The following is a 16,081-nucleotide window of genomic DNA, read 5'->3' on the forward strand; positions in this document are numbered from 1 at the left end:
GGGCCCTGTCGCGTCAGCCGGGCCGGTCGGGATCCAGGCTCGGGTCCAGCCGCGTCAGCCGGGCCGGACGGAATCCGGGCTCGTGGTCCTGCCGCATCAGCCGGGCCGGTCGGGCTTGGTCGCCGTCGGCACCCGGTCCAGCTCGATCCCGAACCGTTCCCGGTACGTCCTCAGCACCTCCTCGTCCGTCCTCAACTCCCGCTCCTCACGGGTCCCGTCCGCCGCCGTCGTCTTGAACGTGCGGCCGCTCAGCGTGATCCGTCCCCCTTCCTCCGTCACCCGAGAGCACACCAGTGACTGCGTGAAGTGCGACAGCGGCGAGGTGCTGTGCCACCACGCCCCGGCCACGAAGTCGCCGAGTGCCCGGGGCCGCCGGTCCAGCCGGTACTGCGGTCTGCCGTCCATCACGACGTCCAGGTCCGCCGCCTCCGCCGAGTCGTGCCCGCCGCGTACCCCGGCCGCGTCCGGCCCCGCCTCGACGACCCGGAACACCCCCGCCGGATCCACCTGCTCACCCCGCGCCTCGAACGCCAGCGGATAGTGGCTGTGCGCCCCGAACCCGACGTCCGCCAGCCACGCGCCCCCGTCCACCGTGCCCACCTTCAGCGCCATGTGGTCGTACGGGATCCCGAGCCGCTCCTCCTTGCCGTAGACGCGCGCCGCGAGCAGCGTCACGTCGAAGCCCAGCGCCCCGAGCAACGCCCCGAACGACCCGTTCAGTTCGTAACAGAACCCGCCCCGCCGCGCGCCCACCACCTTGTCCAGCAGCCGCTTCTCCTCCAGCACGATCTCCTCGCCGAGGTGGACCGACAGGTTCTCGAAGGGCACGGTCTGCAGGTGGCGCAGTTGCAGCTCACGCAGTACGTCCACGGTGGGCCACGCCGGGTGCTCGACTCCCAGCCGCCGGAGATAGGCATCAACCTCTACGGAATCCATGGCCTCAGTCTCCCGCCACCATGAGCTCCGCGCCCGTACCCGCGACCGCGAGCGCCCCGTCCTCGTCCGTCCGCAGCACCACGGCGCCCTGTGCCCGCAGCGCCGCGACCGTGGCGGGAGCCGGGTGACCGTACGGGTTGTCCGCCCCCGCGGAGATCAGTGCCAGCCTCGGCGCGGCCCGGCGCATGAGCTCCGGGTCCTGGTACGCCGAGCCGTGGTGGGCGACCTTCAGCACGTCCACTCCGCCCAGCAGCGGCCCCGCCGCCGACCTCAACAGCGCCCGCTGCGCCGGGGGTTCCAGGTCACCGAGCAGCAGGAACCGCAGGCCCGCCGACCGGACGAGCAGGGTGACGCTGGAGTCGTTGGGGCCCTCAGGGGCGTCCGGGGGCAGGGCTTGGTGCGGTGTCGATGTCGGTGGCGGTGGCCACAGCACTCGCCAGCTCAGGGCGCCGGTGCGCCGCTCGTCCCCGGCGGCGGCCCGGGTCACGGGAATCCCCCGGGCAGCTGCCTGTCTGCGCACGAACTGCGCCTGATCCACCGGCTCTTCGTGCCCCGTCGTCTCGATCGCGCCCACCGCCCGCCCGCGCAGCACGCCGGGCAGGCCCGCCACATGGTCGGCGTGGAAGTGGGTCAGCACGACGAGCGGGATCCTCGTGATGCCGAGCGTGCGCAGGCAACGGTCGATCAGCGTCGGATCGGGTCCGGCGTCCACGACCACCCCCGTCCCCTTGCCCGCCGCGAACACCGTCGCGTCGCCCTGCCCCACGTCGCACATCGCGAACCGCCACCCCGGCGGCGGCCATCCCGTGACGACCCTGGTCAGCGGCGGCGGCTGCACCACCAACAGCAGGAGCAGCGCCGCGCAGACCCCGCACCACCAGGGGTGCCTCAGCAGCCGACGTCCGGCGAGCACGACGACCACCGTGACGAGGGCGAGCAGCGCCGCCCCGGTCCAGCTGCCGGGCCAGTCCACACCCGCGCCGGGCAGCGCGGCCCCCGTCCGGGCGACGTTCGCCAGCCACCCGGCCGGCCAACTCGCGCACCAGGCCAGCGCCTTGGCCACCGCCATCGCGAACGGTGCCGTCGCCAGCGCCGCGAAGCCCAGCACCGTGGCCGGCGCGATCGCGAGCTCCGCCAACAGATTGCACGGCACCGCCACCAGGCTCACCCGGGCCGACAGCACCGCCACGACCGGCGCGCACAGCGCCTGCGCAGCAGCCGCGGCCGCCAGTGCCTCGGCGAGCCTCGGCGGCACCCGGCGTCTGCGCAGCGCGGCACTCCAGCGGGGTGCGAGGGTGAGCAGGGCGCCCGTCGCCAGGACGGAGAGCAGGAAGCCGTAGCTGCGGGCCAGCCACGGGTCGTACAGCACCAGCAGCAGTACGGCCGTCGCCAGCGCCGGGATCAGCGATCTGCGGCGCCCGGTCGCCAGCGCCAGCAGCGAGACGGCGCCACAGGCCGCTGCCCGCAGCACGCTCGGGTCCGGCCGGCACACCACGACGAACGCGAGCGTGAGGGCGCCGCCGAACAACGCGGTCGTGCGCAGTGAGATGCCGAGCCGGGGTGCGAGCCCACGGCGCTCGACCAGCTGGGCGAGGCCGGGCGGGCCGATGAGCAGGGCCAGGATGATCGTGAGGTTGCTGCCGGAGACTGCGAGTGTGTGTGCGAGGTCGGTCTCCTTGAACGCCTCGTCCAGCTCCGGTGTGATCCGTGCGGTGTCCCCGACAACCAGCCCCGGCAGCAACGCCCGCGCATCCGCCGGCAAACCGTCGGTCGCCTCCCGCAGCCCACCCCGCAACCGCCCCGCCAGCCGCTGCACCGCCGACGGCTCCGCCACGACCTCCGTCCCGACGGACTCCCGCACCCGCAGTACGGCCGCGATCCGGTCCCCGTCCGAGAGGGAGGGCGCGAGCCGGGCGGCGACGCGCAGACGGGTGGAGGGGAGGAGGGTCAGCCATGGGGTGGGGTGGGTGGTGGAGCCCGCTCCCGATTCGGCTCCGGCTTCGGCTCCCGATTCGGCTTCGGCTTCGGCTTCGGCTCCCGATTCGGCTTCGGCTTCGGCTTCGGCTCCCGATTCGGCTTCGGCTTCGGCAAAAGGCCGAGTCTGGTCGTTGGCATCGGCTGAGGAGCCCCTGCCCGCGTCGACGATCACCAGCACCGGCGCCCGTGTGTCGATCGCCGTGCCGTCCGGCTTCTCGACGCGTCGTACGTCCGCGTTGACCAGCACAGCGGTCGGCGCCATGTGGTCCCCCTTGACCCTGGGTCGGGTGAGCCGGGGGTCAGAGGTGATCTCGATCTCTGCGGTCACCGTGGCGTACTCCCGCGCCAGCCCCGGCACCGGCCCGCGCCGCAGATCGGCCCCGTGCAGCGCGGCGGATACGGCGGCCGCGGCGAAGCAGAGCAGCAGGGCGGCGGCCGAGGTGCGGGGCCATGTAAGTCGCACCGGGAGCGCAAGGATCTGCCCGTCAGTCCCGCCACTCTCGGCTCGTCGCACCGGCGCTCGTCGGCTCCGTCCGCCCGCTCCACCTGGCAGCACTGGCGTACGAAGACTCTCCCCGCCCGTCCCACACCGCCGCACCAGCAGCAGCACGCCTGCCGCAACCAAGCAGACCACCGCCACACCCGCCACCCACTCCGGCGGTGCGTCCAGCATCAGCGCCGCCGTCGCCCAAGCACCGAGCGCGGGCGGGACCAAGCGCAGGTCCGTCGGCCCCTCCTGTCGCGGGTGGGCTGCGCCGAGCCGTCGGCCGGATGTGGCGTGAACAGCGGCTCGGGCGGGCCGGGAGGCGGGGATGAGGGTGTCGTGGCTGTCGTGGGTGTCCTGACTGTCGTGGCTCATGGCCGTACGAGATTCCGTAGATCGGCGAAACGGCGATCGCCGATGCCGTTGACCTCACGCAGTTCGTCCACCGAACGGAAGCCGCCGTGCTGGGTGCGGTAGTCGATGATGTGCTGGGCCAGCACCGGGCCGACGCCCGGCAGGGTGTCCAACTGCTCCACGGTCGCGGTGTTGAGAGGGATCGGCGCGGCAGGTCCGGCACCGGGAGCCGCGGCGCCGCCCACGCCCGTACCCGCACCGGCCTCAGGGGCCGGGGCCGCCGGAGCGCCGACGATCACCTGCTCGCCGTCCACCAGAAACCGGGCTCGATTGAGGGTGTCGGTGTTCGTGCCGGGGCGTACTCCACCGGCCGCCCGCAGAGCGTCGGCGACACGTGAGCCCGCCGGGAGGCGATGAATCCCCGGCTCACGCACCTTGCCGCCGACGTCCACCACGATCTCGGGCGCCGAAGTGCCCGCGGCACCGGGCGCGCCGGCTGCCGACGCACCTGCCGTCGAAGCTCCGGTGCCGGATGCAGCCGACCCGGGCTCACCGGCCTGCTCTCCTCCGGGTTCCCCTCTCCCGTACGGTGCCGCGGCTCGCACCACCTCAGGAGCCCGCACGGACTGCGCCCGCCCGGCCCAGAAGTGCTGCACCGCGAAGCCGGCGGCGAGGACGAGCACCACGGTGAGTGCGACCACATTCCGTCGCTCCAGCCCACAGCGCGCCTGCAACCACACCGGCATCCGCTCCCGCAACGCCAGCCCGGCCCGCGCCCGCCACTCCCCCGAACCGGCACCCGCGCCCGCATCCAAACCGGCGTCACCGGCCCCGGCACGACCACCTGCATCGCCACCGACACCAGCGCCAGCACCGTAAGAAGCAGCCCCGGAACCATCCTCCCGTTCAGCCCCAGCGACCACGCCGCCCCGCGCCAGGTCCATGTCCCGGTCCCGCGCCAGGTCCATGTCCCGGTCCGGGTCCACGTCCGGGTCGAGACCGAACCCCCTCCCCACACCCTCAACCCCACTCCGCCGCAGCGGCGGCCCAACCTCCGGCTCCCCCGGCTCCCCCAACTCCCCCCACTCCGCGCCCCGTTCGGCGAAAATCACCTCCGCCCGGCGCCGCAGCTCCTCCGCCGACGCATGACGCCGACGCTGACGCGCCCTGCCGGTGACATGCGTGCCTCGCCGATGCCGAGTGCGCCCATCGGATCGCGGACCGCGCCCCGGACCACTGGTCACCGTCGCAGTGCGACCCCGTGCGGCCGAGGACACGGACGCGGCCGCAGCCGTCGCCGTAGCAGCGCCCGGCCGCGTGACAGTACGTGAACGTGTACGTGATCGAAGTGCCATGCGAGGAGGATCCGACACCCCGCCCCACCCGCGATGATCTTGCTCAATTCCCGGGGATTACTGCCCAGTTGTGGAAAACCCGGCCACCCACACGAGTGACGCCCCCGGCTCCCCAAGCCCCAATACCTTCACCACAAGCGCCACGAGCGCCACGAGCACCACAATCACCACGAGCAACCCGTCACCGAGGCGAAACCACAACCCCCAACAACCCGGGCCCCGTATGCGCCCCGATCACCGCCCCCACCTCGCTCACATGCAGCTCCGCCAACCCCGGCACCCGCGCCCGCAATCGATCCGCCAGTGCCGACGCCCGGTCCGGTGCCGAGAGATGGTGGACCGCGATGTCCACCTGCGCGCTGCCCGCCCGGTCGGCCGCGATCTCCTCCAGGCGGGCGATCGCCTTGGATGCCGTGCGGACCTTCTCAAGGGGCCCGATCCGGCCGCCCTCCAGCTGCAACAGCGGCTTCACGGCGAGCGCGGAGCCCAGCAGGGCCTGCGCGGCGCCGATGCGGCCGCCACGGCGCAGATAGTCGAGGGTGTCGACGTAGAAGTAGGCGGCCGTGCCCCCGGCCCGTTTCTCGGCGGCCGTCACGGCCTCGTCCATCGTGCCGCCCGTCTCCGCCGCCTCGGCCGCCGCGAGCGCGCAGAACCCGAGCGCCATGGCGACCATGCCGGTGTCCACCACCCGCACCGGCACCGGCGCCTCGCGCGCCGCGACGACCGCCGCGTCATAGGTGCCGGAGAGCTCGGCGGACAGATGCAGGGAGACGATGCCGGTGGCGCCGGACTCGGCGACCTCGCGGTAGTGCCGTGCGAAGACCTCGGGGCTCGGGCGCGAGGTCGTGACGGGCCGTCGCTTCTGCAACGCCTGGGCGAGGGAACGGGTCGAGATCTCGGTGCCCTCGTCCAGCGCCTGGCCGCCGACGACCACGGTCAGGGGTACCGCTGTGATGCCGTGGCGCTCCATCGTCCGGGGCGGCAGGTAGGCCGTTGAATCGGTGACGATAGCGACATGGCGGGACATGAGCTGGAGGTTACCTGGCGTAGTGCCCGGGCGGCAGCCCGACCCCGCTCAGGCGGTGAAGCCTTGACCGGAGCGACGCGTGGCCGCGGGGGCTCAAGTCGTGCTCTCGGGACGGGGTTTCTTCTGCCAGGGGTACGTCTGGCGAGGGCCCGGCGGGTTGATGGCGGGCCTCGTGGGCTCCTCGGCCCGCTGCCGCTGAGGGCTGTCCGGCCAGGTCTGCTCGGACGTCTCGGCGGCGTCTGAGGCGGGTGCCTCCGGCCACGGGGGCGGCGGGGCGGAGGGGCGATCGGGCGCCGCCCCGGCCGCCGCGGATTCCGCCTTCGCAGATCCCGTCGAAGACCTCGTCGCTGACGATCCTGCGGTCGAGGACCCGGACCCGGTCGCCGTCGGCCCTGCCCCCGTCGCCCCGGTCCCCATGGATTCCGTCGTCTGCCAGTGCCGCAGGGCGCCGGTCTCCACGTCGATCTGGGCGCTGAGGGTGTCCAGGTCGTCGTCGGCGAACCTGCGGGCCCTGTCGCGGACCGCCCAGCGCAGTGAGTCCGCGGCCTCGACGATGCGCTCGGTGCGCTCGCGCAGGTCGGGCAGCCGCCCGGCGAGCATCGTACGGTCCGGCTCGGACTCCAGGCGCCGGAGCTCCGCGTCCAGTTCGTGGCCGTGCGCGCTCAGGCGCTCGAAGAGGCCGAGGGACTCCTTGAGGGACTCGTCCTCGCCCACGCCCGCGTGCAGGGCGTCCTGGGTGGCGCGCATCGAGGTGCGCAGCTTCAGCCGCAGCTGCGCCAGCTCGCCGACCGCGCCGGGCTGGGCGAAGGACTTGGCCCGCAGGGTGTGATCCTCGACCGTGCGCCGGGCGTGGGTGATCGTCTCGTCCACGCGGCGCTTGGCGGCGCCGACCACCTTCACGGTGGCGTACGCGCCGAGCACCACGAAGAGCACGAAGAGCAGGGCGACGACTGCGATCACTGCTTCCACGAGCTCCTCCTCCGACCGGCCGCGACCCATGCCACGTCACTCTTCAACGGTAAACGCAGCGGGCAGGCCCGGAGTTCCAGCAGAACCCCGAACCTGCCCGTAGGGGATCACCCCGAGCCGTCCAGCGTGATCATGGCGCCCCGGCGGCACGCTCGCCGACGCAGGATCGCTGACCATGGCGTCCGGCAGCATGTCCGCCGACCGGAGGATCGGTGATCATGGAGCCCAGCGGCAGACTCGCCGACCGGACCATCGCTGACCATGGCGTCCGTCCGGCGTCATGCCCGCCGACCGGACGATCCTTCCGACCCGGTCAGAACCCCGACGCCCTACGCCGGAACGATGTTCACCAGCTTCGGCGCGCGCACGATCACCTTCCGGATCCCGGCCCCGTCCAGCGCGGCCACGACCTTCTCGTCGGACAGCGCGACCTTCTCCAGTTCCTCCTCGGAGATGGCCGGCGAGACCTCCAGGCGGGCCTTGACCTTGCCCTTGATCTGCACGACGCACGTCACCGTCTCGTCGACCACGTACGCCGGGTCGGCGACCGGGAAGTCCTCGTGCACGACCGAGCCCTCGCGGCCCAGCTTGCGCCACAGCTCCTCGGCGATGTGCGGAGCCAGCGGCGCGACCATCAGCACCAGCGACTCGGCGACCGTGCGCGGCACCGCGCCGCCCGCCTTGGTCAGGTGGTTGTTCAGCTCGGTGACCTTGGCGATCGCGGTGTTGAACCGCATGCCCTCCAGGTCCCCGCGCACACCGTCGATCGCCTTGTGCAGGGCACGCAGCGTGTCCTCGTCGGGCTCGGCGTCCACCACGGTCACGGCGCCGGTCGACTCGTCGACGACGTTGCGCCACAGCCGCTGCAGCAGCCGGAACTGACCGACGACCGCGCGCGTGTCCCACGGCCGGGAGACGTCCAGCGGGCCCATCGCCATCTCGTACAGACGCAGCGTGTCGGCGCCGTACTCGGCACAGATCTCGTCCGGAGTGACCGCGTTCTTCAGGGACTTGCCCATCTTGCCCAGCAGCCGGGAGACCTTCTCGCCCTGGTAGTAGTAGGCGCCGTCGCGCTCCTCCACCTCGGCGGCCGGCACCGCGATGCCACGGCTGTCACGGTAGACGTAGGCCTGGATCATGCCCTGGTTGAACAGCTTGTGGAACGGCTCCGCGGAGGAGACGTGCCCCAGGTCGAACAGGACCTTGGACCAGAAGCGGGCGTACAGCAGGTGCAGCACGGCGTGCTCGGCGCCGCCGACGTACAGGTCGACGCCGCCGTGCGGCTGGCCCTCGCGCGGGCCCATCCAGTACCGCTCGATCTCGGGGTCGACCAGCTGCTCGCTGTTGTGCGGGTCCAGGTAGCGCAGCTCGTACCAGCAGGAACCGGCCCAGTTGGGCATGGTGTTGGTCTCGCGCCGGTACCGCTTCGGGCCGTCGCCCAGGTCCAGCGTGACGTTGACCCAGTCCTCGTTGCGCGACAGCGGCGTCTCGGGCTCGGTGTCGGCGTCGTCCGGGTCGAAGGTGCGCGGGCTGTAGTCCTCGACCTCGGGCAGCTCCAGCGGCAGCATCGACTCGGGCAGCGGGTGGGCGATGCCGTCCTCGTCGTAGACGATCGGGAAGGGCTCGCCCCAGTAGCGCTGCCTGCTGAACAGCCAGTCGCGCAGCCGGAAGTTGACCGTGCCCTCGCCGACGCCGGACCGCTCCAGCCACTCGGTGATGCGCGCCTTGGCCTCGGCGACGCCCAGGCCGTCCAGGGAGATGCCCTCGGCGGTGGAGTTGATGATCTTCGCGTCGTACGACGAGAAGGCGTCGTCCCACGTGGAGGTGTCCGTGCCGCGGCCGTCCGTCGGCTCGACGATGCAGGTGATCGGCAGCTCGAAGGCGCGCGCGAACTCGAAGTCACGCTGGTCGCCGCAGGGTACGGCCATGATCGCGCCGGTGCCGTAGCCCATCAGGACGTAGTCGGCGATGAAGACGGGGACCTGCTCGCCGTTGACCGGGTTGGTCGCGTACGAGCCGATGAAGACACCGGTCTTGTCCTTGGCCTCGGCCTGGCGCTCGACGTCGGACTTGGAGGCGGCCTGCGCGCGGTAGGCGGCGACGGCCGCGGCCGGGGTCGCGTGACCGCCGGTCCACACGTCGTGCGTGCCCTCGGGCCAGGCGTCCGGGGTGAACTTGTCGACCAGCGGGTGCTCGGGCGCCAGCACCATGTAGCTCGCGCCGAACAGGGTGTCGGGGCGCGTGGTGAAGACGGTGATGCGCTCGCCGTCCACGGGGAAGTCGACACGGGCGCCCTCGGAGCGGCCGATCCAGTTGCGCTGCTGCAGCTTGATGGCCTCGGGCCAGTCCAGCTCGTTCAGGTCGTCCAGCAGCCGGTCGGCGTACGCGGTGATCCGCATGTTCCACTGGCGCAGCTTGGCCTTGAAGACCGGGAAGTTGCCGCGCTCGGAGCGGCCCTCGGCGGTGACCTCCTCGTTGGCCAGCACGGTGCCCAGGCCGGGGCACCAATTGACCGGCGCGTCGGAGGCGTACGCCAGGCGGTAGCCGCCCAGGACGTCGGCGCGCTCGCCGGCGCTCAGCTCGCTCCACGCGCGCGTGGAGCCGGGTACCGCACGCTCACCGGACTCGAACTGCGCGACCAGCTCGGCGATCGGGCGGGCCTTCCTCGCCTCGTCGTCGTACCAGGAGTTGAAGATCTGCAGGAAGATCCACTGGGTCCACTTGTAGTAGTCCGGGTCGATCGTGGCGAACGACCGGCGCTTGTCGTGGCCCAGGCCCAGCCGGCGCAGCTGGACCTTCATGTTCTCCATGTTGGCCTCGGTGGAGACCCGCGGGTGCGTGCCGGTCTGCACGGCGTACTGCTCGGCGGGCAGGCCGAAGGCGTCGAAGCCCAGGGTGTGCAGGACGTTGTGGCCGGTCATGCGCTGGAAGCGCGCGAAGACGTCGGTGGCGATGTAGCCCAGGGGGTGACCGACGTGCAGGCCCGCGCCGGAGGGGTACGGGAACATGTCCATGATGAACTTCTTGGGCTTGGCGACCAGCTCGGGATCGCCCGCCAGGTCACCCTTGGGGTTCGGCGCCGCGTACGTGCCCTCGGCGTCCCAGAAGTCCTGCCAGCGTGCCTCGATCTCGGCGGCCACGGCCGCCGTGTAGCGGTGCGGCGCGGCCACCTCGGCGGCAGCGGGGTTCGTCTCGCTCATGATCCTCAAAGCTCCATCGATCGTCTCTGCCAGCGGCTGCGATTCCCTGGAAACGAAAAATCCCCTCGCACAGGAGGGGACGCCGCGCCGATGCCGACCATCCGATTCGCCCGGTGGTCGGGATTGATCAGCGCGGCTCGCTAAGCAGAAGGCGTACGGCACGCATGGCGTCAGGGTACCGCAGCGCCACAGCGGGTCGCGACGGGCTTCCGGGGGCGCGCGGCGGCGCGCGATGAGAGGCGGCACACATGAACAACCGCGCCCCCTGATCCGTACCTGGGAGTTGTGAAGACATGGAAAAGCTGAACAACGTTCAATTGTTACCTGGCGTAACAGACGCTAAGGGACATCGCATGCCCCACACAGCCCGTAGATAACAACGCAATAACTCAAACGCCGTACCCCCCGGTATGGAGCCACTTAGAGTGCGGCAGCGGGACCGCCTTCCCGAACCGCTCGGAGTTGCCCCCATGAACCCTCGTCGTAGTAACAGTTCGCTTCCCAGGACGGGCCGGTCGGCCTACGGGGTTGCGACCGCCGCTGTTCTGCTTCTCATACCCCTGGTAGTGCTGCTCGGCGGCACCTGGCTCCAGGAGTTCCTCAACTTCGGTGCCGGTGTCCTCTCGCTCGTCTGCCTCACCTGCTCCGTCATCTGGGGCCTGGTCGCCCAGGACCGGATGATCCTCAACACCCGTCAGCGGATCATCGCGCAGGGCATCCACCGGGTGACCGCCGTCGCCTCGATCGCGTTCCTCCTGGTGCACATCGGCGTCAAGCTGGCCCTGGACCACGCCAGCCCGATCGCCGCGATCATCCCCTTCAGCCTGTTGTTCGCCGGCGGCAGCGAGATCCCGGGCAGCGCGTTCCTCATCGGCCTTGGCTCCCTGGCCGCCCTGCTCATGATCTTCGTCGGCGTCACCGGCGCCCTGCGCAACCAGTTCGCCTCCCCCGCGCCGGTCGCGGCACGCTGGCGCGCGATGCACATGCTGGCCTACCCGGCCTGGTGCGCGGCCCTGATCCACGGCCTGTTCGCCGGCCGCCCGGCGAAGACGTTCTTCATGGTCAGCTACGAACTCTGCGTGGTCGCCGTCGCCGCGGCCCTCGCCCTGCGCGCGGCCCCGCGCCCGGTCAAGCGCAAGTTCGCCGACCGCCTCGCCCAGATCATCGGCAACGAGCCGGGCCTGCGCGAGGACCTGGAGGAGAGCCGCGCCCGGGCGGCATCCGGCTCCTCCCTGCCCGGCTACGAGGACCGGCGCCCCGGGCGGGGCCCGCGCGATGAGCGCCGTTCCCGCGACGAGCGCACCGGCCCACTGCCCGGCATGCCCTCCCAGCCCCCCTCGGCCGCGGAGACCACCGGCGGTTTCGCCGCCGCCTACCGCGCCGTCAACCCGCGCGGCGGGCAACAGCAGCCGTACGCCGACCAGACCTCCCGCATGGACCTGCCCATGGACATGCAGCCGACGGAGGCGATGCCGCGCGTCGACGGCAGCTCCAGCAGCACCGGCAACTGGCCCATCCCCTCCCCGCCCCCGGTCGGCGAGGCACCCCCGTCCGCCTACGACCCGCTCAACGACACGAGCTACAACATCCCGGTCTACGACAATTCCGGAACCACGACCTACGGTTCGAACACTTCGGGCTACGGATCCAACGCGGCCGGCTACGGGTCGAGTGATGTGTACGACACCTCTGAGACAAACGCCGTCTTCGGTACGTACAACCAGAACGACACGTACAACAACAGCGGTCCCGCCACTGAAACATTCCCCGGTGCCCCCTACGACTTCGAGGCACCGGGTTCGGGCGAACCTTGGAACACGCCTTCCGGAGGGTTTAAGTGAACGAGGCCCTGCCCGACGTACCAGAAGTCCGCGTCGTCGGGCTTCCTCAGCTCACGTCGGGCTTCGACCTTGTCGAAAGACTCGATCTGCCCATGCACCTGAAGGTGCACGGGCCGCTCGAACCGATGGGCGGCGAGCAACTCGCCAAGCTCGCCGAGAACATCAACCTGAAGGGCCGCGGCGGCGCGGGCTTCCCCTTCCACAAGAAGCTGCGCTCCGTCGCCGAGACCGCGATCAAGCGCGGCGTACGGCCCGTCGTCGTGGTCAACGGCAGTGAGGACGAACCGGCCTGCCGCAAGGACACGGTGATGATCAACCGTGCCCCGCATCTCATCCTGGACGGCGCGCTGCTGTGCGCCGAGGCCATGGGTGCCCGCACGCTCGTGATCGCGGTGACCCGGGAGTCCACCCAGCGCTCCATGGAGGCGGCCCTCGCCGAGCGCGGCCTGAGCAACAGCCGGCGCTCGGCGCTACGCGCGTTCGTGCAGCGCAACCCGGTGCGCATGGTCACCGGTGCCGCGGCCTCCGTGATCCGCTCGATCGACGGCGGCCCGGCGATCCCGCCCGGCCGCAAGGTCAGCGCCTCGCAGAACGGCGTCGGCGGTGCACCGACCCTGCTCTCCAACGCCGAGACGTTCGCGCAGCTGGCCATCGCCGCCCGCATCGGCCCGGAGCGCTACGGCAACACCGGCCTGTACGACGAGCCGGGCACCGTCATGCTCACCGTCTCCGGCGCGGTCGCCCGCCCGATGGTCATCGAGGTGCCCACGGGCGTACCGCTGCGCTACGTCCTCCAGCTGGCCGGCGCCCCGCCGGTGCCGCAGGGCGTGCTGACGGGCGGCTACCACGGCAAGTGGATCGACGCGGCGACGGTCAACGAGGCGATCGTCTCCCGCAACTCCCTGGACGCGGTGGGCGGCGCGCTCGGCGCCGGCGCGGTCCTGCCGATCACTCAGGAGACCTGCCCGCTGGGCGAGTCGCTGCGGGTGGCGCAGTGGCTGGCCGAGGAGAGCGCGGGCCAGTGCGGCCCCTGCTACCTCGGTCTGCCGGCCGCCGCGCGCGGCCTTGAGGACATCCTCAACGGCGGCGGGCCTGCCGCCCTGGAGGCGCTCAAGCAGGTCGCCAAGAACGTGAAGCGGCGCGGCGCGTGCTCGCACCCGGACGGCTCCGCGATGTTCCTGGAGTCGACCATCAAGGCGTTCACGGACGACCTCGCGGCCCATGTCCTCGGCAATGGCTGCGGACGGCCCGTGGAGGGCGTTCTGCCGCTCTTCGAGGGCGGCAGGGCTCCCACGGGCATCCCGGGCGGCGCCGAGGAGGAGGAGAACGGCCCGGCCCGCCAGAAGATCTACGTCGACTGGACGCTGTGCCGCGGCCACGGCCTGTGCGCCGACATCCTCCCGGAGGTCTTCCAGCTCGGCGCGGACGGCTTCCCGACCGTCGCCCAGGCGATGGTGCCGCGCTATGCCGAGGCCAAGGCCCTGCGCGCGGTGCGGCGTTGCCCCGCCCTCGCCCTGCGGATCGAGGAGGACACCCGCGGGCAGGACACCTCCCGCAACAACCTGCCGGTCCTCTCCCAGGGCCGCGGCAGGCGCGCCCTGGGCCGCTGAGCCCCAGGGGCCGTCCCACCGGGACGGCCCCTGCAATCAAGGGCGTTCGGAACCAAGGGTGTTCGCCTCCCAGGCGCCACACGAAAAAGATCCCGCCGGATGGAATCCATCCGGCGGGATCTTGCTGTGGAGCTAAGGAGAATTGAACTCCTGACCTCCTGCATGCCATGCAGGCGCTCTACCAACTGAGCTATAGCCCCTTGCGTTCCGCCCGGTTTCCCCGGCGGCGACGCCAACATTACCGGTCGACCGGGTGCAGCACCAAATCGTTTACCCTCCAGGGCAGTACGCCCCGAAATGTCGGAATTTATGACCCGAAGGTCATGCCGTGACGAAGGAATAGAAGCGCTTCAGCGTGCAGTGTTCCTCGAGGAGCCGGCCGTAGATCGGCTCGCCCTCGAGTTCACGGTAGGTCTCGATCGGGTCGCCTTTTATGATCAGCGCCCGCGCGCATTCCTCGCACCAGTACTGGTAGTCGGGGTTCACCGGTTCCATGTCACGGACGATCGGCGTTCCGCTGCCGCACCAGTCGCACTTTCGCCTGTGTGCACCCATCGATCAGCTCCAGCTGTGGCCGCAGGCCGTGCACACGTAGGAAACTCCGCCGTTGTCACCGAGAAGCTGGGCGACGTGGACGGAGCCGCAGGAAGGGCAGCTGAGGCGGGTGATCGTGTCCCGTGTCAATGCTGCTTCGAAGAGGTGACCGACCTCTCCGAGGATGCTCGCAGGCATCGCTACTCCCTCCCGTCGGGCCGCGCCCCCTCCGGCCGTTTGATTCTGCCACGGCCGGACCAATACGGTCAGCGACGCCTCAGTACCAGTCCGGACACGGCAGCCTCCATGCCGTACGAACCGTGCGAACACGCACCCCAACGCGCCTCTCCTGAGAGGTATACGCCTGCGAGGCCCAAGTGACTCAAGACGGACCCGAACAGTTCGGATACCAGAAGATCCCGCCGATCTGAGCGATCGACGGGATCTTGTTGTCTGACTGTGGAGCTAAGGAGAATTGAACTCCTGACCTCCTGCATGCCATGCAGGCGCTCTACCAACTGAGCTATAGCCCCTTGCGTTCCGCCCCGCTCAGCGGGGCGAACAAGAAGAACTTTAGCCTGCGACCTGCCAGAAAGTGAAATCCGGGGCCCCGGGTCGCCCCGGCCGGGGAGCCCGGCTTCAGTCGTCGTCGCCGAGGACCGGCTCCGGCAGGGTGCCGGCGTTGTGCTCCAGCAGGCGCCAGCCGCGCGCGCCCTCACCCAGGACCGACCAGCAGCAGTTGGAGAGGCCGCCGAGGCTCTCCCAGTGCCGGGCCTGGAGCCCGAGGAGACGGCCGATGGTCGTACGGATGGTGCCGCCGTGGCTGACCACCACGAGGGTGCCGTCGTCCGGCAGCTTCTCGGCGTGCCGGAGCACCACGGGCGCGGCGCGGTCGGCGACCTCGGTCTCCAGTTCGCCACCGCCGCGGCGCACCGGCTCACCGCGCTTCCACGCGGCGTACTCCTCGCCGTGGCGGGCGATGATCTCCTCGTGCGTCAGCCCCTGCCAGACGCCCGCGTAGGTCTCGCGCAGGGCCTCGTCGTGCGTCACCTCCAGGCCGGTGAGCCCGGCCAGCTCGGCCGCCGTGGCGGCGGCGCGCTGAAGGTCGGAGGCGATGATCGCGTCCGGCTTGAGGTTGACGAGCAGCCGGGCGGCGCGGCGGGCCTGGGAGATGCCCGCCTCGGTGAGGGGGACGTCCGTGGAGCCCTGGAAGCGGCGCTCCACGTTCCAGGAGGTCTGGCCGTGCCGCCACAGGATGACGCGGCGGCCGCGGCCGGGGCGGCCCGCGGACACCTCGCCGGTGGCACTCATCGCCACTCACCGCCGAGCTCGGCGGCCTCCTCGGCGGCCTGGAGCTTGGCGTGCTCGGCGGCCTTGCCGCGGGTGGCCCTGGCGTCCTCGGGCAGTTCGAGCTCGGGGCAGTCCTTCCACAGCCGCTCGAGGGCGTAGAACACGCGCTCCTCGCTGTGCTGGACGTGGACGACGATGTCGACGTAGTCGAGCAGGACCCAGCGGGCCTCGCGGTCGCCCTCGCGGCGCACCGGCTTGGCGCCGAGCTCCTTGTTGAGCCGCTCCTCGATCTCGTCGACGATCGACTTGACCTGGCGGTCGTTGGGCGCGGAGGCCAGCAGGAAGGCGTCCGTGATCGACAGGACGTCGCTGACGTCGTAGGCGATGATGTCGTGCGCGAGCTTGTCGGCTGCGGCCTGGGCGGCGGTGTTGACGAGCTCGAGGGAACGGTCGGTAGCGGTCACTACAAGGCTTTCGATCGGCGGACACTTGACTTCACTCGAC

11 protein-coding genes and 2 tRNA genes are annotated in these 16,081 nt (G+C 71.2%); 2 read left to right on the top strand and 11 right to left on the bottom strand.

Annotated features, from left to right (window positions below; genetic code table 11):
- Positions 1–96 precede the first annotated feature (96 nt).
- The 6 genes from PGH47_RS14340 to leuS form a co-directional block, all read right to left on the bottom strand.
- On the bottom strand, positions 97–936 hold the full coding sequence (locus PGH47_RS14340) for an arylamine N-acetyltransferase family protein (protein WP_271663759.1): 840 nt from the start codon (positions 934–936) through the stop codon (positions 97–99).
- 4 nt (positions 937–940) lie between these two features.
- A complete protein-coding gene (locus PGH47_RS14345) occupies positions 941–3,772 on the bottom strand; it encodes a ComEC/Rec2 family competence protein (protein WP_443048490.1) in 2,832 nt (943 codons plus the stop codon).
- Complete coding sequence (locus PGH47_RS14350; protein ID WP_271663761.1) at positions 3,769–5,028, bottom strand: ComEA family DNA-binding protein; 1,260 nt, start codon at positions 5,026–5,028, stop codon at positions 3,769–3,771. The genes PGH47_RS14345 and PGH47_RS14350 overlap by 4 nt, the downstream gene beginning before the upstream one ends.
- Before the next feature lie 259 nt (positions 5,029–5,287).
- Positions 5,288–6,133: a DegV family protein gene (locus PGH47_RS14355; RefSeq protein ID WP_271663762.1), complete on the bottom strand. Its 846-nt coding sequence runs from the start codon at positions 6,131–6,133 to the stop codon at positions 5,288–5,290.
- Between the two features lie 93 nt (positions 6,134–6,226).
- The gene (locus PGH47_RS14360; RefSeq protein WP_271663763.1) at positions 6,227–7,102 is read right to left on the bottom strand and encodes a hypothetical protein; all 876 of its coding nucleotides are present in this window, start codon (positions 7,100–7,102) and stop codon (positions 6,227–6,229) included.
- Between the two features lie 329 nt (positions 7,103–7,431).
- Positions 7,432–10,302 carry a leucine--tRNA ligase gene (gene leuS / locus PGH47_RS14365; RefSeq protein ID WP_271663764.1) on the bottom strand — a complete coding sequence of 957 codons (2,871 nt, stop codon included), beginning with the start codon at positions 10,300–10,302 and terminating at the stop codon, positions 7,432–7,434.
- Between the two features lie 470 nt (positions 10,303–10,772).
- Between leuS and PGH47_RS14370 the strand changes: the two genes are divergently transcribed.
- Both PGH47_RS14370 and PGH47_RS14375 read left to right on the top strand, forming a co-directional pair.
- Complete coding sequence (locus PGH47_RS14370; RefSeq protein WP_271663765.1) at positions 10,773–12,143, top strand: ferric reductase-like transmembrane domain-containing protein; 1,371 nt, start codon at positions 10,773–10,775, stop codon at positions 12,141–12,143.
- Complete coding sequence (locus tag PGH47_RS14375; protein ID WP_107906587.1) at positions 12,140–13,753, top strand: NADH-quinone oxidoreductase subunit NuoF family protein; 1,614 nt, start codon at positions 12,140–12,142, stop codon at positions 13,751–13,753. The genes PGH47_RS14370 and PGH47_RS14375 overlap by 4 nt, the downstream gene beginning before the upstream one ends.
- Positions 13,754–13,880: 127 nt before the next feature.
- Here the strand turns inward: PGH47_RS14375 and PGH47_RS14380 are convergent.
- From PGH47_RS14380 to rsfS, 5 genes are all read right to left on the bottom strand, one after another.
- Positions 13,881–13,953, bottom strand: a tRNA-Ala gene (locus tag PGH47_RS14380).
- A 121-nt stretch (positions 13,954–14,074) separates the two neighbouring features.
- The gene (locus tag PGH47_RS14385) at positions 14,075–14,308 is read right to left on the bottom strand and encodes a hypothetical protein (RefSeq protein ID WP_003976229.1); all 234 of its coding nucleotides are present in this window, start codon (positions 14,306–14,308) and stop codon (positions 14,075–14,077) included.
- Positions 14,309–14,747: 439 nt separating this feature from the next.
- Positions 14,748–14,820, bottom strand: a tRNA-Ala gene (locus PGH47_RS14390).
- A 106-nt stretch (positions 14,821–14,926) separates the two neighbouring features.
- Entirely contained in the window at positions 14,927–15,598 is a 672-nt protein-coding gene (locus PGH47_RS14395; protein ID WP_271663766.1) for a histidine phosphatase family protein, read from the bottom strand.
- Entirely contained in the window at positions 15,595–16,041 is a 447-nt protein-coding gene (gene rsfS, locus PGH47_RS14400; protein WP_271663767.1) for a ribosome silencing factor, read from the bottom strand. Before rsfS ends, PGH47_RS14395 begins: the two co-directional genes overlap by 4 nt.
- Between the last annotated feature and the right edge of the window lie 40 nt (positions 16,042–16,081).

It is taken from the genome of Streptomyces sp. HUAS 31, from assembly GCF_028198125.1.
Classification (GTDB): domain Bacteria; phylum Actinomycetota; class Actinomycetes; order Streptomycetales; family Streptomycetaceae; genus Streptomyces; species Streptomyces chartreusis.

What these genes read in the sequence shown, in the direction of transcription:
- PGH47_RS14385 (WP_003976229.1), bottom strand. Translation starts at nt 14,308, where the DNA reads ATGGGTGCACACAGGCGAAAGTGCGACTGGTGCGGCAGCGGAACGCCG.
- PGH47_RS14345 (WP_443048490.1), bottom strand. Translation starts at nt 3,772, where the DNA reads ATGAGCCACGACAGTCAGGACACCCACGACAGCCACGACACCCTCATC.
- PGH47_RS14340 (WP_271663759.1), bottom strand. Translation starts at nt 936, where the DNA reads ATGGATTCCGTAGAGGTTGATGCCTATCTCCGGCGGCTGGGAGTCGAG.
- leuS (WP_271663764.1), bottom strand. Translation starts at nt 10,302, where the DNA reads ATGAGCGAGACGAACCCCGCTGCCGCCGAGGTGGCCGCGCCGCACCGC.
- PGH47_RS14355 (WP_271663762.1), bottom strand. Translation starts at nt 6,133, where the DNA reads ATGTCCCGCCATGTCGCTATCGTCACCGATTCAACGGCCTACCTGCCG.
- PGH47_RS14395 (WP_271663766.1), bottom strand. Translation starts at nt 15,598, where the DNA reads ATGAGTGCCACCGGCGAGGTGTCCGCGGGCCGCCCCGGCCGCGGCCGC.
- PGH47_RS14370 (WP_271663765.1), top strand. Translation starts at nt 10,773, where the DNA reads ATGAACCCTCGTCGTAGTAACAGTTCGCTTCCCAGGACGGGCCGGTCG.